Origin of the sequence: Acinetobacter sp. SFD, from assembly GCF_001647575.1 — a bacterium.
In the GTDB taxonomy this organism is placed as follows: Bacteria; Pseudomonadota; Gammaproteobacteria; order Pseudomonadales; family Moraxellaceae; genus Acinetobacter; species Acinetobacter pecorum.
This window is the reverse complement of the sequence record NZ_LSZJ01000013.1, coordinates 1-21,151: the sequence shown is the minus strand read 5'-3', so window position 1 is coordinate 21,151 and position 21,151 is coordinate 1. Positions and strand designations below refer to the sequence as shown.

The 21,151-nt window shown below is 40.5% G+C and carries 19 protein-coding genes, 1 tRNA gene and 2 pseudogenes; 11 read left to right on the top strand and 11 right to left on the bottom strand.

What is annotated here, in order from left to right; translation table 11 throughout:
• Positions 1-65 precede the first annotated feature (65 nt).
• On the top strand, positions 66-812 hold the full coding sequence (rpsB, locus tag AY605_RS09630) for a 30S ribosomal protein S2 (RefSeq protein WP_064096196.1): 747 nt from the start codon (positions 66-68) through the stop codon (positions 810-812).
• 142 nt (positions 813-954) lie between these two features.
• A complete protein-coding gene (gene tsf, locus AY605_RS09625) occupies positions 955-1,833 on the top strand; it encodes a translation elongation factor Ts (protein ID WP_064096195.1) in 879 nt (292 codons plus the stop codon).
• Positions 1,834-2,185: 352 nt separating this feature from the next.
• On the opposite strand, the gene AY605_RS09620 is transcribed toward tsf, so the two are convergent.
• The 7 genes from AY605_RS09620 to AY605_RS09590 form a co-directional block, all read right to left on the bottom strand.
• Positions 2,186-2,641, bottom strand: coding sequence for a DUF962 domain-containing protein (locus AY605_RS09620; protein ID WP_064096194.1), 456 nt, complete (start codon positions 2,639-2,641; stop codon positions 2,186-2,188).
• 241 nt (positions 2,642-2,882) lie between these two features.
• Positions 2,883-3,497 (bottom strand): septal ring lytic transglycosylase RlpA family protein, encoded by a 615-nt coding sequence (locus AY605_RS09615; RefSeq protein ID WP_064096470.1) that lies wholly within the window; start codon positions 3,495-3,497, stop codon positions 2,883-2,885.
• Positions 3,498-3,786: 289 nt separating this feature from the next.
• On the bottom strand, positions 3,787-4,788 hold the full coding sequence (gene mltB, locus AY605_RS09610; protein WP_064096193.1) for a lytic murein transglycosylase B: 1,002 nt from the start codon (positions 4,786-4,788) through the stop codon (positions 3,787-3,789).
• A 303-nt stretch (positions 4,789-5,091) separates the two neighbouring features.
• Entirely contained in the window at positions 5,092-5,745 is a 654-nt protein-coding gene (locus AY605_RS09605) for a hypothetical protein (protein WP_064096192.1), read from the bottom strand.
• A 19-nt stretch (positions 5,746-5,764) separates the two neighbouring features.
• The gene (gene queF, locus AY605_RS09600; protein WP_064096191.1) at positions 5,765-6,586 is read right to left on the bottom strand and encodes an NADPH-dependent 7-cyano-7-deazaguanine reductase QueF; all 822 of its coding nucleotides are present in this window, start codon (positions 6,584-6,586) and stop codon (positions 5,765-5,767) included.
• Complete coding sequence (locus tag AY605_RS09595) at positions 6,586-7,359, bottom strand: ABC transporter permease (protein ID WP_064096190.1); 774 nt, start codon at positions 7,357-7,359, stop codon at positions 6,586-6,588. Before AY605_RS09595 ends, queF begins: the two co-directional genes overlap by 1 nt.
• Positions 7,356-8,291 carry an ABC transporter ATP-binding protein gene (locus AY605_RS09590; RefSeq protein WP_064096189.1) on the bottom strand — a complete coding sequence of 312 codons (936 nt, stop codon included), beginning with the start codon at positions 8,289-8,291 and terminating at the stop codon, positions 7,356-7,358. Before AY605_RS09590 ends, AY605_RS09595 begins: the two co-directional genes overlap by 4 nt.
• 190 nt (positions 8,292-8,481) lie before the next feature.
• On the opposite strand from AY605_RS09590, the gene AY605_RS09585 reads away from it, so the two are divergent.
• A tRNA-Arg gene (locus tag AY605_RS09585) sits at positions 8,482-8,557 on the top strand.
• A gap of 34 nt (positions 8,558-8,591) precedes the next feature.
• On the opposite strand, the gene AY605_RS09580 is transcribed toward AY605_RS09585, so the two are convergent.
• A complete protein-coding gene (locus AY605_RS09580) occupies positions 8,592-10,163 on the bottom strand; it encodes a sensor domain-containing diguanylate cyclase (protein WP_064096188.1) in 1,572 nt (523 codons plus the stop codon).
• A gap of 980 nt (positions 10,164-11,143) precedes the next feature.
• Here AY605_RS09580 and AY605_RS09575 point away from each other — a divergent pair.
• Positions 11,144-11,362, top strand: coding sequence for a hypothetical protein (locus tag AY605_RS09575; protein WP_064096187.1), 219 nt, complete (start codon positions 11,144-11,146; stop codon positions 11,360-11,362).
• A 195-nt stretch (positions 11,363-11,557) separates the two neighbouring features.
• On the opposite strand, the gene AY605_RS09570 is transcribed toward AY605_RS09575, so the two are convergent.
• From AY605_RS09570 to AY605_RS09560, 3 genes are all read right to left on the bottom strand, one after another.
• The gene (locus AY605_RS09570; protein ID WP_064096186.1) at positions 11,558-11,908 is read right to left on the bottom strand and encodes a hypothetical protein; all 351 of its coding nucleotides are present in this window, start codon (positions 11,906-11,908) and stop codon (positions 11,558-11,560) included.
• Positions 11,909-12,108: 200 nt separating this feature from the next.
• Positions 12,109-12,699: a hypothetical protein gene (locus AY605_RS09565; RefSeq protein ID WP_064096185.1), complete on the bottom strand. Its 591-nt coding sequence runs from the start codon at positions 12,697-12,699 to the stop codon at positions 12,109-12,111.
• 101 nt (positions 12,700-12,800) lie between these two features.
• On the bottom strand, positions 12,801-13,499 hold the full coding sequence (locus tag AY605_RS09560) for a DUF3820 family protein (protein WP_064096184.1): 699 nt from the start codon (positions 13,497-13,499) through the stop codon (positions 12,801-12,803).
• A gap of 328 nt (positions 13,500-13,827) precedes the next feature.
• On the opposite strand from AY605_RS09560, the pseudogene AY605_RS09555 reads away from it, so the two are divergent.
• The 7 genes and pseudogenes from AY605_RS09555 to AY605_RS09525 form a co-directional block, all read left to right on the top strand.
• Positions 13,828-15,080 (top strand): annotated as a pseudogene (locus AY605_RS09555) (alpha/beta hydrolase).
• A 153-nt stretch (positions 15,081-15,233) separates the two neighbouring features.
• Entirely contained in the window at positions 15,234-16,484 is a 1,251-nt protein-coding gene (gene glyA / locus AY605_RS09550) for a serine hydroxymethyltransferase (protein WP_064096183.1), read from the top strand.
• 550 nt (positions 16,485-17,034) lie between these two features.
• On the top strand, positions 17,035-17,439 hold the full coding sequence (gene rnk / locus AY605_RS09545; protein WP_064096182.1) for a nucleoside diphosphate kinase regulator: 405 nt from the start codon (positions 17,035-17,037) through the stop codon (positions 17,437-17,439).
• Positions 17,440-17,776: 337 nt separating this feature from the next.
• On the top strand, positions 17,777-18,568 hold the full coding sequence (locus tag AY605_RS09540; protein WP_064096181.1) for a hypothetical protein: 792 nt from the start codon (positions 17,777-17,779) through the stop codon (positions 18,566-18,568).
• Positions 18,569-18,584: 16 nt separating this feature from the next.
• Positions 18,585-19,718, top strand: a complete 1,134-nt coding sequence (locus AY605_RS09535; RefSeq protein WP_064096180.1) for a toxic anion resistance protein — start codon at positions 18,585-18,587, stop codon at positions 19,716-19,718.
• Positions 19,719-19,755: 37 nt separating this feature from the next.
• A complete protein-coding gene (locus AY605_RS09530; protein WP_064096179.1) occupies positions 19,756-20,673 on the top strand; it encodes a hypothetical protein in 918 nt (305 codons plus the stop codon).
• Between the two features lie 224 nt (positions 20,674-20,897).
• A pseudogene (locus AY605_RS09525) lies at positions 20,898-21,151 on the top strand (alkyl hydroperoxide reductase subunit F); the annotation flags it as partial.

The following is a 21,151-nucleotide window of genomic DNA, read 5'->3' as shown; positions in this document are numbered from 1 at the left end:
GGGTGCCCTTTGGGGTGGAGAATGCGGGTATATGGAGGCCTAACCCAAACTTTAAGGTAAAGAAAATGGCAGATTACAACGTAAGCATGCGCGACCTTCTTCAAGCTGGCGCGCACTTTGGTCACCAAACTCGTTTCTGGAATCCAAAGATGCGTGAATACATCTTTGGTGCGCGTAACAAAATTCACATCATTAACCTTGAGCACACTGTTCCTGCGTTAAATGATGCTTTGAACTTTGCTAACAACTTGGCTAGCAAAAAGAACAAAGTTTTGTTCGTTGGTACTAAGCGTGCAGCTTCTGCAATCATCCGTGAACAAGCTCAACGCGCTGGTCAACCATACGTAGATCACCGCTGGTTAGGTGGTATGTTGACGAACTGGAAAACACTTCGCCAATCTATCAACCGTTTAAAAGACCTTCAAACTCAATCTCAAGACGGTACTTTCGCTAAGCTCACTAAACGTGAAGCTCTAGAGCGTACTCGTGAGATGGAAAAACTTGAGCGTGGCTTAGGCGGCGTTAAAAACATGGGTGGTTTACCTGACGCATTGTTCGTAATCGATGTTGATCACGAAGCGATTGCAATCAAAGAAGCGAAGAACCTTGGTATTCCTGTAATCGGTATCGTTGATACAAACTCTAACCCAGACAACGTAGACTACGTTATTCCGGGTAACGATGATGCGATCCGTGCAGTAACTCTTTATGCTTCTGCTATGGCTGATGCGATTATTGCTGGTAAAGAATACGCTCAATCACAAGCAAATGCACAAGCTAAAGCAGAAGAAGCTCCAGCTTCTGAGGCTTAATGCGTTTGACGCTAGCTTGTCATTCTTGCGACATGTGATGGTGGCAAAGTAAGCGTTATGTATGCAGGCGGCCCATGAGAACTCCTCTGGGCCGTTTCTGTTCTAAAAAGAATTCATTTTCTACCGAATTTAGGAGATTAACATGACTGCAGTTACAGCAAGCATGGTTAAAGAATTGCGCGATCGTACTGGTCTAGCAATGATGGAATGTAAAAAAGCTTTGACAGAAGCGGGCGGCGACGTTGAACTGGCGATCGATAACCTACGTAAATCTGGTCAAGCAAAAGCTGCTAAAAAAGCAGGTAACATTGCTGCTGATGGCGCAATCACGATTGCTCAAGAAGGCAACAAAGCACTTCTTCTAGAAGTTAACTGCCAAACTGACTTCGTTGCGAAAGACGAAAACTTTGCTGGTTTCTCTGCGAAAGTTGCTGCTGCCGCTCTTGCTGCAAACGTAACTGAGCCTGCTCAAATTGCTGAATTGAAACTAGAAGATGGTACGACTGTTGAAGAAGCGCGTATCGCTCTTGTTCAAAAAATCGGTGAAAACATCCAAGTACGTCGTGCGAAAATTGTTGAAGGCGAAAACCTTGCAGTTTACAAACACGGTCTTAAAATCGGTGTTGTTGTTTCTTACACTGGTGATGAAGCAACTGGTAAAGGCTTGGCAATGCACGTTGCTGCGTTCAACCCGGTCGCTGTAAATGCTGAAGGCGTTTCTGCTGAGCTTATCGCGAAAGAGAAAGAAATCGCTGAAGCGAAAGCACTTGAATCTGGCAAGCCAGCAAACATCGTTGAGAAGATGGTTGTAGGTTCTGTTGAGAAATACCTGAATGAAGTTGTTCTTGAGCGTCAAATGTACGTAATCGACAACGACAAGAAAGTTGCTGACGTTCTTAAAGCAACTGGTACGACTGTAACTGATTTCGTTCGTTTCGAAGTTGGTGAAGGTATTGAGAAAAAAGCAGAAATGAGCTTCGCTGACGAAGTTGCTGCTGCTCAAGCTGCTGCTGCACAATAATTTGTCTCTTGACTAATTGTTGAGTAGAAAAAGGCCCCGTTTGGGGCTTTTTTTATGCCTAAAATTTGCGGGTTTAGGTCAGCAAATGATTTCTAAAAATTTAATAAAGGTTAAGATAAAAAAATATGCGTAAATCATCATGTCACCCAAAACACATGTTGCTTTAGTTTCGATTATTACCCTTTGTGATGCGTTATATGTCTATCTTGAAGAGCATGAATAGAGTGGAAAATTCAATGTGATTGACTGCGATGCAGTATGAGACTGAGTGAAAGTGTTCAGATCATGGCTTAAACCACTAGAAAAGAGCCTATCAATAAGGCTCTTCTCATAGGATAAATCGAATGTAGCATCAGATTCTCATGATTGCGCTGTTATGACGCGATTTCCATTTTGGTAGGATTTTACCTAGATAGGCATCCATGCACCAAATTGGGCCAATGAGGAGGAATTGGAGGTCTTTGAGGAAAGAAGGCTTTTTGCCTTCAACTTTGTGCCCATAAAATTGTCCAATCCAAGCCAAGACAAACAGGGCGATAAAAAAACCTGTACCCACTGGCAGAATCCAGATGAGCCAGGCCATGACCAAAGTCAACGTAGTCATGGCCACAGCCAAAACAAGATCCAGGCGTGCATAGAAAATAAAAGCCAAAATCAGTAACAGGGCAGTCAGTAAGGCGCTAAAATGCGCCAGAATGCCAATAATCGAAAAATAGATCGTCGGTACGCAGACCCAGTGAATCAGTTTATTGGTTTTATTTTGGTGGCTGTCACTATATTCATCAAACCATTCAGATATTGTTTTCATTCTTCGCTCCATTCCATGAACATGTTTTGCGTATTAGGCAATATAAAGCAGAATTTGCATGCGGTCAAAAGTTAATCATGTAGGCAAATGAATTTTATCCGGTCTGAGGAACATGCCAAAATTTTTTTAAATCATTTAAAAATAGCGTTAAACCAAACTGTTTATATTCTCATACAATATCAAGTGCAATAAAAAAAGCCACATTGCTGTGACTTCTGTTAAATGTGTTGCAGGTCAAACCTTAAGAATTTGGACCAGCGACACGCTCAATACTGACTTTTGCAGTACCGGCACTGGTAATACCTAACTGTTTTGCAGCACCGTAAGATAAATCAACGACACGGTTACCATGGAAAGGACCGCGGTCATTAACTTTCACCACGACGCTTTTGCCGTTATTACGGTTGGTTACACGAATATAGCAGTTCAATGGCAGGCTACGATGAGCAGCAGTCATTGCGTTCATGTCAAAGGTTTCACCGCTTGCAGTTTTACGGCCGTGGAATTGACGACCATACCAAGATGCTGTACCAGTCTGACTGAATTTACGTACAGTATTTGAAGCCACTGTATTCAGTTTTTCAATCACTGAAGGCTCTTCTGCAGGAATTTCAATTTTCGCTGCGATAGTTTCACGGCGAACTTTATCGCCAGAACGCTCAGTGATTGAAAGGCTGTTCAAATTGGTGAAATTTGAATTGAAGCTTTGAGCTTCTTTATTGAGTACTCGCGTTGCAAGGCGCGAATTATCATTTTCATTGGTGAATGAAGATGACGGAACCATATCTGCCTGCGATTGCGTCAGCGTGACAATCGTGGCAATGGCCATAAAAGACTTCAAAATTGAAGAATGCATCGAATCAACTCCTAACAGCATATCTATTTGGTTGTTCATAAATGGCTGAAAAACCATGTAAACATGCCTGATATTTAACTTATGCAACTACATTTAACGAAATGGATAATATTCATGCTGACAACACCCTGTCTAGTGTTTAATTAAAATAGTTAAAAAAAGAACGCAAAATAAACAATTATTGGTTAAAAAATAATCAATATTGTAACATAATATTAAAATTGCTTAAAATATAATCAAATTGGCCAATAAAAATGTTGACTTTCATAATTTGTATTAATTATTAGTGTTAACGGTTGGTAATTTCCGTACCTAATAACCACAATGCAGTGGCATACATACGGCTGCGATTATAGGTGGTAATCACTTGAAAATTTGGATAAGTGATGTAGTAAATCGGGCCATAATTCTCTTGTAATTGAATCACATTGACCAAATCCAGATCATCAATTTTTACAATCGGATTCATCGGGCTAATGCCTTGAGTTTTGAGTACACCATAAGGGACAGGCTGGGTGAGATCCTTGGCAATTATTGCATCTGGATTTGAACCGGTATAACGTGCCGGAAAGGCAATCGGCTGATTACGCTGCCAGCCATGCTGTGCCAGATAGTTGGCAATCGAACCTATTGCATCCACTGCTGAATTACGCAGGTCAATATGACCATTACCATCGTAGTCCACACCAAACTTTGGAATATTGCTAGGCATAAACTGTGGATAACCGACAGCGCCGGCATATGAGCCCACTATAGAAGAAGTTGCCACCCCATCTTTATAAGACCAGGCAATCAGGGCAGCCAGTTCATCCTGAAAATACTGGGCACGGCGCTCATAACCAAAACCTAAGGTTGCCAGAGCATCACGAGTGATAAAAGAACCCTTATTGCTACCAAAACCGGTTTCCACGCCTAAAATGCCTAGAATGATTGATTGCGGCACACCAAACTGCTGTTCAGCACGGTTAAGCGTATCCGCATATTGCTGTTTAAAACGTACGCCACGCTGAATGGTAGATTCAGACAGAAAATTGGTCTTATACGAATACCATGGCTTACTTTCACCTGGGCGATTCATGATGTTGATGATATTGGGCAGGTTACGCGTCCCGCTCATGGCTGAATCGACTTGCTGGGCGCTTAGTCCATAGCTTTGCATGGCACTTTGCTTAAAGCTTGCATAAGAAGGATGATACTGGAAATCGTTAGCCAGGCTAAAACTGCTAAGACCAAATGCAGTGAATATGATTGAAAGCTGTTTAAACTTTTTATAAAAATCCGATTTCAACATCTTGCTACGATTTCCAGTTTTTTAGATGAGTTGCTGGCGATGTCATTTGAATCATGCCATGAAAAAGATTGATAAAGTTTTTCAATCTTAGGGCTTAAAGTGCCAGATTAAAGATAACATTCGGATGATTAAGACACATAGCTGCTTATACAAAAATAGCGAAAGGTTGGCTATTTTTGCGGCAGTATGGCTTGCGCGGCAGCTTATCTGTAACAATCTATTTCACTGATCATAAAAAAGCCTGACAAAAGTCAGGCTGGTTTCTCAAGATTCACAGAAAATCAGAGATTGGACTATCCAAAACTATTCTGTATAGAACAAAGTGTCGTGATATTCGGCCATGGCGCGCAGCTCATCTTTATTTAAATTCAGAATGATTTTATCTGCTGCCATATTAATGGCTTTGATCACTGCAGATGCGCCAATATCTGCTGCCTTACGTTTGATCATGCCAAGATCTAGGGTTTTATTAAAGTCGACCATAAAATGTCGTACTGTCGCTTCACCAAATTGCTTGTAAAGATTGCTAAATGCCTGTTTATCGATACTCTGGCCGGCTTTGAGTTCCGCATAATGATGTTTCAAATTCGTCACCAGATTGGCATCGAGCGACTCACCGACACGTAAATGTCCATCAGGATCTTTAAACAGGCTGCGCTCAGAGAAGGTAATGGATTCTCTAACCACCTCATTCGGCGCTTTACTCAAAAGCTGCTTCAGTAACACTGCAACAGTCGACTTGATATAACCTGCCAGTTTTTCCGCAGTATCGCGTTTATCGCTGGCAGGAAAGCGACGCACCAGCTCGGTGAGAATCGCATCAATAATTTCATCATTGATCATTAATGCGGTTTTATCACGCAAGGGGTAAAGCGGTTCACTGGAATTTTTGTTTTGTTGTGCAGTCTGAATTGTATTTAAAAGCTCTGCAGAAGGAATAAACCCAAAAAATGGCATTGTTAAACCTCAATGTTTTTTATTGTCGCGCTAAACGAATAGGGCGAGGCATCCATGTTAAATCTGATACACGGCAAGGATTGATATCCAATCCACCCCGGCGTGTATAGGTTGCGTAGACCATCAGCTTTTCTGGTTTTAGCTGTTGCCAGATATCGGCAAACATCTGCTCCACACATTGTTCGTGGAAACCATTATGCTGGCGGTAGGAAATAATATAAGCTAAAATGCTCTTATAACAAGGTTTTTTACCCTGATAACGTATAAAAACTGTTCCCCAGTCCGGCTGGCCAGTAACTGGACAGTTACTTCTGAGTAAATGCGAATACAGCTGGATTTCGCATGCTGCTGCATCATCCGAATCCGAATCCAAAGCCAATAAACTGGCATCTGGATGATTTTCCAGTCGCTCAGGTGTAAGCTCATCAATACAGATGCCTTCAGGTTTACTAATCGCTAGCTCATCGACCTGAAACAGTTGCAGTTTGACTTCAGCTTCAGCCGCAGCAGATAAATCTTTTTCTACGGTCGCGATAAAGGCATCTTTAGATTCAAACTTGGCAAAGTTCAGACTATTGAAATACAGCTTCAAGGATTTGGATTCGATCAGATTTGGCGAGGACGCTGGTAAGCTGATCCGTCCAATAGCGACTTGCGGCACACCCGCTGGATTTAACCAAGATATTTCAAATACATGCCACCAGTCAGTACCTTGCTGAATCGCTTCAATATGTGCGTATTGTTCACGGGCAGGTGCGCGCGAAATTGGAAACAGAACATCAGGCTGATATTCGGTAGGATAATTGGTATCTTTACCAAGGAGAGATTGTTCTACACTCATTATTCACGCATTCCTGAACCACGGGAGAGTAAATGATAGGCCACTGCATACAGCACGGCACAACATAAGGTAATCACTGTCAGTGAAACGCTCACATTGACATCGCTATGTCCTAAAATGCCATAGCGGAAGGCATTGACCATATATACGACAGGATTAATCAAGGATAAATTTTGCCAGAACGGACTTAAGCTCGATATGGCATAAAACACACCACCCAAATAGGTCAGTGGTGTTAATACAAAAGTGGGGATGATCGAGATATCATCGAAAGATTTGGCATAAACGGCATTGATAAACCCACCCAAAGAAAACAGCAGGGACGTAATCAAGACGGTATATATAGTCACAAACCAGTTGGTGATATATAAGTCAGCAAAAAATAAGCTCACTGCACTGACAATGATTGCAACCAGTATCCCACGGATCACCCCGCCCAGCACATGACCCCATAAAATGGCATGCATCGGTACGGGACTCATGATCAGTTCTTCGATGCTTTTCTGGAATTTTGAGCTGAAGAAACTGGAAGAGACGTTGGCATAGCTGTTGGTGATCACGGCCATCATAATCAGACCGGGCACAATGAACTCCATATAACTATAGCCGCCCATTTCTCCAATGCGTGAGCCGACCAGATTACCGAAGATCACGAAGTACAAGCTCATGGTGATTGCAGGTGGCAACAGGGTCTGCGGCCAGATGCGCATAAAGCGACGCACTTCTTTATAGACAATGGTATATAAAGCGACGCTGAGTTGATTAATGTTCATTGCGCAGCTCCATCCAGATTTTTCTCGACCATTTTCACAAAAAGCTCTTCCAGACGGTTAGATTTATTGCGCATACTACGCACCTGAATATTCTGTGATTCCAGTAACTGGAACAGATCATTCATGGTGTGTGCCTTGTCCATGGTGATTTCTAAAGTCATCGGATCGATCAGGTTAAAACGCACGCCGATAATATCCAGATGCAGCGGTTCAATTGGTTCTGCCAGATCGAAAATAAATGATTCTTCATTGAGCTGACTCAGGAAGTTTTTCATGGTGGTGTCTTCTTTAATCACGCCGCGGTCAATAATCGCAATGCGGCGACACAACATTTCCGCTTCTTCTAGATAATGCGTGGTCAGAATGATGGAAGTACCTTGTTCATTCATCTCGTTCAAAAATTCCCACATCGAACGACGCAACTCAATATCAACACCTGCAGTCGGTTCATCGAGAATCAGCAGTTTCGGTTCGTGCATCATGGCGCGCGCAATCATCAGGCGGCGTTTCATCCCGCCCGATAACAGGCGGGCCTGAGTAGAACGCTTTTCCCATAATCCCAGTTTGTTCAGATAAAGCTCTGCCCGTTGCTGTGCAATTTTTTTTGGAATGCCATAATAGCCTGCCTGAGTCACTAAAATATCGAAGGTCTTTTCAAACTGGGCAAAGTTGAATTCCTGAGGTACCACACCTAGGCACTGTTTGGCCTGTGAAGGGTGGGTATCCAGGTTGTAACCAAAAATCTCGACGGTACCGGATGTTTTTTTTGTTAATGAGCTGATAATACCGATGGTGGTCGATTTTCCTGCGCCATTGGGACCCAAGAGTGCATAAAACTCACCTTCTGGTACATTTAAGTTAATTCCTTTCAATGCCTGAAAGCCATTGCGATAGGTCTTTGACAAATCCCTTAAGATCAGTGCATCAGTCATGAATATCTCAAATGGTGAAAAGTTGAGATATTGTGAGTGATCTAGCAAAATAAGCCAAGTGATTCACATGCAATTCTGTGTTGCTATTTTGGAACATTGTATAAAGCTTAAGCATAAAAATGATGAAGTTAGAGATAGTTGCTTTACCTTATGCTTTTTTTTGTTATGATGTGCGCGATCCAAAAAAGATGCGCTCATAGCTCAACTGGATAGAGTACAGGTCTCCGAAGCCTGTGGCGTGGGTTCGAGTCCCGCTGAGCGCACCATTTAATTTATTGTATATAACTGAAAAAAAATAAATTAATAACGAACGCAGTTTCGTCCATCATCTTTCGCCCGATAAAGATTGTTATCGGCAATTTTCAAAACGTCTAGTATGTTTTTAGAGCTGTCTGGCCAAGAGGCTATGCCAATCGAAATGCTGATGTTGCCAATGTTCTCAATCTCTTTGGACGCAATTTCTTTTCTGAACCGTTCCGCACTTTCATAAACTTCATCCAGATTGCTGTTTGGGATAATGACGATAAATTCTTCACCGCCATAACGGCAGCAAATATCCTCTTTACGAAAATTTTGCTGCATTGTATGGGCAATATGTTTTAAAACCATGTCACCTTGATCGTGACCATAATTATCATTCACTTTTTTAAAGTGATCCACATCCATCAGCAGGACTGAAAAAGGAATGTTCATTTTTATATTTTGAGTCATAACATAATTCAAGCCGCGCCGGTTCATCAGCCCGGTTAAAGGATCTGTATTAATATGATGATCCATTTTGCTCATTTGTTGTGAAAACTTGCGGATACTTAATAATAGTGCCAATTTGAATTTTGTGACCTCATAATACCAGGGCTGTATAGCTTTAATTTTTGAACTGATTTCTGCCTGATTCAATAGACTCGCCATATCTGCCAGCTGGTTTAACGGGGCCGAGATAGAATCAGAAAGCTTCCATACAATATAAAAAACCAGCAGGTAAAATAAAAAGAAGCCTGCGGCCAATTTATAAAGAATAGAATTGGCCTGTTTAAGTAATTCATGAGTAGGCTGTTGGGAAACCACAATCCAGTTTGAAGTCGGAATATGAGAAAAACCCGCGAGATTATCAACTCCCTGGCTATTCACTAAACGAATTTGACCATGCTTATGCGCATGCATATATTCTAGGCCAGAATTATTGCTGGCCGATTGACCGATTCTTTCAGGATCGGGATGAAAAATTATTTCATTTTCATTATTAATCACATACATATAACTATTTTTATAATTCTTATAGGTCGTTAGAAGCTGATTGATCACATTTTTTTCTTTTAAATAAATTGCAGAACCAATGAAACCCTGATAATGATTTGACTTATCAAAAATAGGTTGAGAAATAAATACGATCAAATTTTTTCGGACAGAAAAATACGGAGAAGATATATAAGTCGATTTTTTATGAAGAGAATCACTAATCCCCGGAGTATGTTGTATTTTACTTCTATCAATATTCAGAATATTCGGTGAAAAATTGATTAATCGGCCTTGGGGGTCGCTGATGACTACACTGTTATAGTGCTCAGACTGATATTTTAATTTATTGACCTCAGCTTCTCTAAGCTCATTGTTGTTAAAGTCTTGACCTAATATTTTTGCGCTATAGTTTAGCTCAAGAAGCATGTTTCTAAAGTGATTGTCTGTACTCAATGCAATTTTATGGGCATGGTCAGCATTTAAGATGAGAGAGTTATCGATTAACTGATTTTTTACGATTTGATAGCTAATAATGAGCGAAATAATAAAAAGGCTGGACACACTAAAGATAGCCAATAAAAGTATTAACTGCCTTAAATTGAGATCAAGGTATTTCCTAAAATTATTAGCTGACATAAAAATTTAGACATATCTCGATGTATTTATGAGCATTGTATTGTATTTATCTTCAATATTTAAAGCTGATATAAAATTAAATTTCCATTAGGGCAGCGTTGTTATCTTGAGCAGAATTAAAATTTCCAGACTGTTTGTATATAAACCTACTGGAATCTTAAAACCGGATAATGTTCTGAATATCCAGTCATGCTATACATTAAAAAATAATGTCGGGCTGTTTAGACAAATTTTTGAATAAACATACGATATGAGTAGATAGGAGGAAGAGTTTGGACAAAGTTATGAGGTATTTATCTTTATAAGTAGATGAGGTGATTACATGCAATCTATTTTAGAAATCGACGCGAGCCTGTAGAGATACAATATATTTTTACATCATCTTTCTGAAGGCGGGTGTAGATTAGGAATGCGATTACAGTTTAATTTTTAATATATTATTGAAAATAAATAGGTTTCTATCTAAGTGTCTAACATGCCTTTGTATATAAAATCATATTTTAAAAATAGAAAAAATTTTGAAGAATAGGTGGATTCAAGTAGAGGGTTTATTAATAAAATAGCCAATAATATTTTAGTCTTCTACGAAAAAATCACAATTAAAATCTTGTATAAGTCTTTTTTAGAAGTGTAAAAGGGTATTGTCTGCTGAAAAAAAATTGCTATATTGAACTCATGGTAGGTCGTAAAACCAATAAGACGCTACCGAATAGTTGGACGGATCAATGATAGTTAGTTGAGTTTGATGTTTATCATCAGACAATAAATCTAACACTAGCCATCCAACACAGAGCTCGCAGAAATGCGAGCTTTTTAATTTCTGTCTAAAATAATATTGCACTAATTTTAATATTTTACTTCTTGCAATTCATCCTTATAAAAAAGTTTACATTGCCAAATTCGCTAACATCTTTAACCTTAATCGTTGGACTAAGTGTGGTATAAAAAACTGCAAATTGGAGAATTTAGGAGGAAAAGAAATGTCTAAGATAATCGATATTAAGGTGAAAGATCAATTTAGCAAAGTGATTGAAGTGAAAGCCATGCTACGTTCCTTTGCAGAACATAACAATGATCAGATGGTTGATTTGGTTAAAAAAATTGAACATATCGTGGTGGATGGAGAAACAATTCTGCCGAGTATTGAGCTGTTATTTGAAAGCCAGCAGTCTTCCAATATTTATCGTGTTGTAGAATAATTCAATCAGTGGGCATCAGATAGGTAGTGAAAATTGAACTTATTCATCCGACATCACCGATCCAGCATATAAAAAACTCACCTAATTGGTGAGTTTTTTATATGTCGGCAATTACTCACCTTGCACATAATTTATCTAGCTGTAAATAAAGCAATCTCTCATGATAATAAAGAGCTGATTTAAATAACTAACCGTTTAAATCTGCTTAAGTAATATGTTCACATCATATTTTTCAAATTCTTGCAAAATTTGCATTAAAGTCCGCTGAGCTGTTGGATGTTCAGGAGTTAAGGAAATTTCCTGACGGGTGGTGCTGTCAAAACATTCGATGGCTTGAATCAGCCAATGATGTTCGAGAGGACTTTTTTCAATCAACACACGGCGCGGTTGCAAGTTGTCGCACATCTGACGTGGAAGCACATAGGTAATTGCCAGTTGCACAAGTTGCAGTTCTTCCGCCGGGCTTAAAAAAGTAATCACCCAGTTGCCGACTTTGCTGAGTTGCATAGGATTATCAAACGCATCGAATTCTAAATAGCAGGACATATATATGATCCAATCGAATGTCTATGCTCATTATATGGCGGGATTATAATTATTTTTCTATCACGCTTAAGTCTGATATTCAGGGCTTTAAATTTGATCTGAATATAAATATTTATAATAACCAATCAGTTATATTATAAAATCAAAGAGAACTTATTGTTAAACTTGCTCATTTAAGAGTTTTAAAGACTCAGAAGGTTTTATTCATGAACTTCATTTTGCTGTAATTGATCTAGAGCAAAATTGATCTGCTTCAGAATATGATTCAGTTCTTGAGGGGCAATGCGGCTTTCCTGAAGTGAGGTGGTCCATTGCATTTGACAAAGTTTCAAACTGCGTGCATCCCGAGCTAGTGAAATATGCTGTACTTGCTGTTTGGCCATCAAGCCGCAGTATTTTTGTAAGCTTTCCATCATCAGGTATTTGAGGTCTTCAAAATACAAAGCCTGCGGTTCTGGCAGATGGGAATGATTGTCTTGATTCATCCCGCTAGATGAATTTAGAAGGCGATGGCTCTCGGAATGCGCCAGGTCAATTTTTGTATCTACTTTTATCTCAGCTGTTTTCTGACAATGTATTAAATCGCCGGTTTCAGCTGGCCCAATTAATTCCATGGCATAAAGTTGATCTAAAATTTCGGCAGGAGCAAGTTGCTGTTTTAAAGCGTCATTTAATAGGTTGAAATCCTGGCTGCCGATCAGAACCAATAAGCGGCGTTGACGTGCGGTGAGTGGAAGAGAGCGATCCTGGAGTACCTCGATCCCACGTTGAGTCTTATAAAAATGCATCATAGCTGAATAGATAGTTGCTTAAATTCAGCTTGAGCATAGTCTGTCAGAATTACACTAATATGAAGTATTTATTAAAATACCGAAGCGTATTTCGATAAGATTTATAATGTGGTAATCGCCGTATTTTCAAGGGCCTTACGTAAATAAGGATCAAGTTCGTCCTGACGCAATAACCATTGTACGTAGTCAGCCGGAAGTTCTGCAATGGCAGTACCGCGATGTTTACCAAAATTTATGGTACGTGGAATTCGGGCATCTTCAGAAGCCTCGAATAATTCCTGCATACTATTGATTTTTAAATGATGGACAATGTGCATCAGAATATTGGCAGTTAAAATGATGTCCATGTCAGCACGATGCGCTTTACGGATCATTTCACGCGCTCGCTCACTGCCTTTGGTGATCATGTAAATCAGGGCGGAAATATTATGTGCTTCTGCATCGGGCCAGACCCGGCGTGCTAAAGCCAGTGTACAGATCGCCTTGATTTTCGAGGTATCAACATCGCACTTTTGAATGGCACGGAGGTCATAATCAATATTATGACCGATCATGTAGACTGTTTCATTCGGCAGGCTAAAAGTGCTGTAATGCGGCTGGCCTTCCAGATCCGATTCCAGAATATGATGCACGGCCATGGCAGCAAAAGAAATGGGTTCGTCACAGGTATAGAGCTGATCAAAAAGACGGCTTTTATCCAGGCTGATTTTATGATCTACAATTTCGACAGGCGCATAGGCAATTTCAATGGGTTGACCATTTAAAGTATGCGTTTCGGTATCAAGGATAATGGCCTGCATGTCGGAAATACACCTGAAAAGAGAAGAGAGTAAAATCTAACATTATTATTTTGCTACTGACAATTGAATTGCTTTATTTCTGTATTGATTGCAGGCTTTTTAACTGGTGGCGACCATGTGTATGGTTTGGGAAGATGGAAGTTTTGCCTCGTTTAAGTTTGTTAATTTAATAATAAATTTAAACTAATGTAAATTTAACACAAAAATAACTCATTCTTTTCTTGATATTCTTTAGATAAATTGGGAAATTAAGTCTAGTTTTATCGTTTGTTTAGGATAAAACCAGAAAAACTCATTAGATATAATAAATAAGACAAGGATAAGATCGATGAAACGTCATGTACTGACCTGTACTCTTCTCACATTAAGTTTAGCCTTAACCGCTTGTAACGATGATAGTGATAATGATCTTTTTTAAGAGGCAAAACCTGCTATTCCGGTAAATAATATAGATAATCCGGTGGTGGCAACACCTGCAGCTTATACTCAAACAGATTTTTCAGGGATCGCTGACGAAAGTGTGATCATGACCTATAAGATGTTAGGGGTTAATGGTAAAGAAACACAGGCCACTGCTTTAGTTTTTACACCCGAGGGAACGCCTCCAGCAAAAGGATGGCCGATCGTCGCATGGGCACATGGGCACATGGCACGACTGGTGTAGCTGATCAATGTGCGCCAAGTCGAAATGAACTTAATCCTTTTATCAAAAATATGATTAGTGGATTCCTTCAAGCTGGCTATATCGTGGTTGCACCTGATTATGAAGGATTGGGAGAGCCGAGTGGCAAAGAACCCCATCCTTTCTTGAATCTTAAGAGTGAGGCATATTCGCTGACCGATGCAGTGGTGGCTGCAAAAGATTATTTAGGGTCAGAAGCTTCTAACCAATGGATGGCGGTTGGACATTCTCAAGGTGGTCAGGCTGCTTTAGGTGCTGCCCAGTATGCTGCACGCGCTTCTCAAATGACCTATAAAGGTACGGTCGCTTTAGCACCCGCTTCTAATTTCAGCCTGATTTTGTCAGGAGGTGAACAGCAGGCAGGCCAGGAAACAGATCTGAATAAAAAAATTGAAACTTTAGCGTCTTTAGATACTTTTACTGCATTGATTGTTGCGGGGTTGCGAAACCCGAATCCAAATCTGCAATATAGCCAGATTTTCAAAATGCCAACCGATAACATTGCGAAGAATGCTGAAACAGATTGCTATGACGTATTGGGCAAAAAATTCGGTAATGCAATGGGAATTTATCTTAACGATAAAAAGACCTTAGAAGGATACCCGCGTACTCAAGCTAATTTTATGAGTATTCCAGTGGTGAAAAGCTTCCTGGAAAAGGATTCTCAGCCTTTACTGGTGAAAGTCTCTACACCGACCATTATTTATCAGGGTTCAGTAGATAGTACCGTTCCGAAAGCAGCAACAGATGTTTTAGTTCAATTAGCGAATCAGAAAAAAACCTCAGTACGTTATATTACGGATGAATCAAATACGACTAAATGGGATCATGGTAGCGTCTATGCACTGAATATTGCTAATATTATTTCAGATGTAAAATCTCTAATGCCAATTCAATAACTTATTTTTATCTAAATGGCTCATGTTTTTGAGACATGAGCCATTTTTATTGCAAAGTGGAGAAAGTTCATGATCGAAAATTCAAAACTTCATGCTACAATACGCGCCAATCTTAGCACGGCTTAAAAGCCCTAAATCAATAGGACCTCGCTAATGTTTGCCAATATCTCTATCGCTGAATTTGATCCAGAATTAGCTCAAGCAATCTCGAATGAGGATGCTCGTCAAGAAGCTCATATTGAGCTAATCGCTTCTGAAAACTATTGCTCACCAGCAGTCATGGAAGCTCAAGGTTCAAAACTTACTAACAAATATGCGGAAGGCTACCCAGGCAAACGCTACTATGGCGGCTGCGAATATGTAGACGTTATCGAACAATTGGCGATTGACCGTGCTAAAGAACTCTTTGGTGCTGATTATGCTAACGTTCAGCCACATGCTGGTTCACAAGCAAACTCAGCAGTTTACTTAGCGCTTCTGAACCCAGGCGATACAGTTCTGGGTATGAGCCTTGCTCACGGTGGTCACTTGACTCACGGTGCAAAAGTAAGCTTCTCTGGTAAAACATATAATGCAATTCAGTACGGTTTAAACCCTGAAACTGGCGAGATCGATTACGAAGAAGTTGAGCGTTTAGCGCTTGAGCACAAGCCACGCATGATCGTTGCCGGTTTCTCTGCATACAGCCAAATCGTTGACTGGCAGCGTTTCCGTGACATCGCGGACAAAGTAGGTGCTTACCTGTTTGTTGACATGGCACACGTTGCAGGTCTGGTTGCTGCAGGTGTTTATCCTAGTCCGGTGCAAATCGCTGACGTAACTACGACGACAACTCATAAAACACTTCGTGGCCCACGTTCAGGTCTGATCCTTGCGAAAGCAAACGAAGAGATCGAGAAGAAACTTCAATCGGCTGTATTCCCGGGTAACCAGGGTGGTCCTTTGGTTCATGCGATTGCGGCGAAAGCAATTTGCTTTAAAGAAGCTATGGCGCCTGAATACAAAGCTTACCAGCAACAAGTTGTAGTAAATGCTAAAGCAATGGCTGAAGTATTGATGGCTCGTGGTTATGAAGTTGTTTCTGGCGGTACTGAAAACCACTTGTTCCTGTTATCTTTAATTAAACAAGACATCACAGGTAAAGAAGCTGATGCCTGGTTAGGTGCTGCTCACATTACTGTGAACAAAAACTCTGTACCAAACGATCCACGTTCTCCGTTTGTGACTTCAGGTATCCGTATTGGTACACCTGCTGTGACTACTCGTGGTTTCGGTGAAGCTGAAGTACGTGAACTTGCTGGCTGGATCGCTGACATTCTGGATGCGAAAGGCGACGAAGCTGTCATCAGTGCAGTTAAAGAAAAAGTTGCAGCGGTATGTGCTAAATTCCCAGTTTATGCATAATTGCTTATAAACGGAAAGGAGCTCCCAACCGGGAGCTTTTTTTATAGCTGTAAAAGGAAGGCTGCAGAATATGTTTGTACTTGATCGAGCTCAATTTCAGTTGAGATCAATATGTACAAAATGATGTTTTATGTTCCATAAATGTCTGCCTGAAGACTATGATGTAAGACTAAATTATCAATAAAATCATATTGAGTTTTTCTAAATCTGGCTTAAAGTTTTCATCAACTCTCTTTATTTTTAAATGCTTTAAAAGAGTGGACCATTCGCTCCATGTAGTGCTTCACACCATTTACAGGGTCATTTTTCAGAATCTGATGTTTTAAAAATATTGGATATCCTGCTGGATGGCACGCTAGATAAAGCACTTGAGTAAATCCCATGTTAGTGTAAGGAAGTACTGAAAAAGTGCTATGAATGACATCATTCTTTTTTATTTAAATATTCTATGGATTGGTAGCATTTGAATTTAGGTAAATCCTATATTTAAAGATGCTGCTGGCAGTTAATTGATTAATTTTTCATTTATGAATTAAACAAGGTAATAAGAATGACTAAACCCAACATTATTTTATCTGAGCAGGATTTGCAGCGTCTAGAAACGATGCTGGAGAACCAGAGCAAGCTGAGTGAAACCATGATTCGCTTAGAGGATGAACTGGCACGTGCCGAAGTAGTTGAACCAAAAGAGATCGCAAGCAATATCGTGACCATGCATTCACGTGTCTTGTTGACGATTGCGCCTTCAACCGAAGCGGTTGAGGTGACCTTGGTTTACCCACATGAATTTAACGGTGAAAAAGGGCAGGTCAATGTGGTCGCACCCATAGGTGCAGCCATTCTGGGACTTGCTGAAGGTCAGACCATTGAATGGCCACAGCCGGATGGTCATACGATGAAAGTGACTATCGAGAAAGTGCTCTATCAGCCGGAGAGCGAAGGGGATTATCTCTAAGCCCGTTGAACATCTTTTAAAAGCCATAGCAATATGGCTTTTTTGTATATGGATTTTAAGTAAAACTTAGTGTTGTAAGCATTTAGATCAGATTGAATACATTTTAAAATTCTAAATGCTTAAAGTTAAATAATTCTCAAAATGCTACGGAACCATTTATCTCTCCAATTGGATTGTATTGCCAAAATTATAATTAAAATAAAGATAAAACATGGATTTAGTTAAAGTGATGTAACGAATTTCTGGATAAATATACACAATGTAGCCTGTTTTTTTGCTACATTCAAAGATGTTCAAGATTTCTTTAGTTCACTTTTTAAAGGATATCGCCTCCACCATGTCGCGCTTTGAAGCCCTGCCTGCCTTAACTGACATGACGTTTGATCGTGAGGAAATTCTGGCGATCAAACGGAATGAGCTTGTACCTGTACTGGCTAACCAATATGGGCTGAATCATTATGCAGATGCCCTGATTCAGGCTCAGTCGGTTCTGCTGAATGGGGTCGATCCGCACTTGACCCAGCAACTGAGTCAGACCATTGAGCAATTGATTCAGGCACTGGCAGAATCCAAAAAATATCTGAAAAAACGTAAATTCAATGCTCTTCAGAAATGGCTGGGCATTGATCTGGATTATGGCTCTAGTCAGGTTGAGTATTACCAGCGACTGGATCGTCTGCTGGATCAGGCTGATCACTTAAGCCGCAAATTGCAGATTGAAATCCAGAAATCGCAATCCCGATTCCAGCAGATTTTAGGTTTGCGCGAACAGATGGCCAAGCATATTGTCGCGGCAGAAGAGTTTCTGTCCGAATATCCGCAATTTGTGAAGAATCAGCATCCTCTGGATAATTTTTCAGAACGTCTCTCCAAGAAAATCAATACCCTGCGAACCTTGCAAAGTAGTAATGACATTGCCATAACTCAAATGCAACTTTCCCAGCAGCTTTCCTTTAGCTTGCTGGATCGCTTTAAGGAGGCTCAACAGGTATTGATTCCGGCCTGGCAATATCATGTCAAACAAAGCCAGACGAAACACTCGACAAGTGATCTGGAAAAACTTGATAATAGCCGTGAGCGTCTGATTAAAACGTTAAAAAAATCCCTCGAGAAACCCTCGAAATCATAACAATATAAGGTGAACTATGACCAAGTCTGATTTAGTAAATTTACCTGTTGAAAGCTCGAGTGAACTGGTCGAACAAAAATTCCAGCAAATGGACCTGAAAGAGCTGGGCCTGCAGCCTGCTGACTTTCAGGAAGTGCTGGCTGCACGTAAAGAATTACAGAACATGAGCCATAACAGCGTGGCGGAATATGGTAAAAATATTGCGACCAAAACCTCGACCTACACCGATGAATTACTGAATCTGGTTCAAAATAGAGATCTGGATGCCACAGGACAAAAGCTGAATCAGGTCGTGCAGGTGGCGCAGCAACTGAACACCAGCAGTATTCTTAATAAAAAGAAAAGTTCAGGTTTTTTTGGCAATATCATCAGCAAATTTAAAGGTGCAAAAGATAACTTTGATGCACATTTTAATACCACCAAAGAGCAGCTAGATGTGCTGGTGAAAGAAATCGAAACTTCACAATCCGGACTGAAAGCGCGAGTCGACACCCTGGACAAAATGTTTGATGGAGTGCAGGAAGAGTACAAACAGCTCGGTATTCATATTGCCGCAGGCCGTTTACGTGAACAGGAGCTACAACAGGAAATTGCCGCTTTAACCGCCTTGCCACAAGACCAGACCACCACACAGAAAATTTATGATCTGAATCATCTGGCCAATAATCTGGAAAAGCGTATCAGTGACTTACAGGTCTTGCAGCAGTCTGCCATGCAGACCTTGCCGATGATCCGGATTATCCAGTCAAATAACCTGATGCTGGTCGACAAGTTCTATGCAATCAAGAATATTACTTTGCCGGCATGGAAAAACCAGATCAGTCTGGCAATTTCCTTAAGCGAACAAAAGAACAGTGTCCAGCTGGCCAATACTATTGATGATGCTACCAATGAGCTGCTGCGCCGTAATGCAGACCTGTTACATCAGAACTCGGTCGCTACGGCTAAAGCCAACCAGCGCTCGGTGATTGACATCGAAACGCTTGAACATGTGCAAAATACCCTCATTAAAACTGTAAATGATGTGATTCAGATCCAGAAAGAAGGTGTACAAAAACGTACAGAAGCGACCGTGCGTTTAAAAGCTTTACAGGATAATCTGAATCATTTGGTAATTGAATCAAGTACCAGTGGATCCAAGCCCAACTAAATCAGGTAGGGCTAAAATCTGTAAGAAGGAGTAGAGATTGCCGCCCTTAGATGAATATGCCGTCAAACCTCAAGACATCAAGCAGGGTGTAATCGCACTCAAAAGACGTCAACGCAATTTGATGTTATTGGGTTTGACCACATCTACCGTATTTATAGCCTCATTGATCAGCCTGTTTTTCCAGCAGGAGCTGGTCTATGGCTTTTTTGGTCTGAGCACTGAAGTTCAGCAATTGCACTTGCCAGTCAGTGTCGACGCTGCACTGGCTAGCATTGGTGACAGTCCAGATTATTTTTTTAGTTTGTTAAGCTGGATTGGCTGGCTAATTATTAAAATTTTTTCTTCTTTCATTGGCGCATTTATTGTAATGAGCCTAATGAAAAAGCTACGTTTCTTTTATGTGCGTTTTCAGTCTTTCGTGCTGAAATTTGTCGCATGGCTGATTGCATTTATTCTGATCTGGTCAGGATTAACTTACTGGCAGCATGATCTGCGGAATGATGAGGATGACGCTTATCAGCAAGTGGTATACTACGATAGCAATATCAATGACAGTGAAATTGCCCGTTATCTGTCCGATTCAGAGATTGCTGCACCAGTAAAGTCTTATTTACTGGCACAAACGGCACTGTTACATAAGCCCGTCGATTTCTCTGCAGCACGGCCTTATGTGGCCCAAGTGGTTGAGGCCGAGAAAAAAGATGCCAAGTTTGAGCAATATGGGTTCAAACCTGAACAGATCTGGACCATGCAGCAACAGGTCTATGGCAAAAGTTTGACTCCTGTGGCGCAAAGTGTAGAGCGTCAAGCACAGCAAGCTGACGAGGTTACTAAGATCGTGAATATCGTAATCATTGGTATTGCTATCTTGTCTGCATTGCTCAGTCTTGTTCTATTTTTACTGGCTCATTCGATTAAAGGACGTTCATTGCGGATTGAACAACGAATTTTCTAAACTAAAAAATGCTTCTGGAAAGGGAGCATTTTTTTTTAATCTTTAAATTTATCTCTTTATAATTTGAATCGGTCATAATGTATAAAATTATTAATAGAATAATAATCAAATTTTTAATCATAAAATCCGATTTATAAAATAAAAACAACCTGTTTTACCTATTCAATCGATTATCCTATCATGGCTGTATCAAATAAACATTTACTCCTCTGGAGGCGTTAGCAATGTTAGACCAAAATACTTCTGCCCAACTTAAAACCTTACTTGAGCGCCTTGAAGGCCCGATTGAACTGGTGGCTACCCTTGATGGCTCTGACAAGTCAGCCAAGATCAAGGAACTGGTCGAAGAGATTGCGGCACTTTCTGATCAGGTGACTGCCCGCTTTGATGGGACCAATAAACGTGTGCCAAGTTTCGGTATTGCCAAAGCCGGTGAACAGCCACGCGTGTTCTTTGCAGGCTTGCCGATGGGCCATGA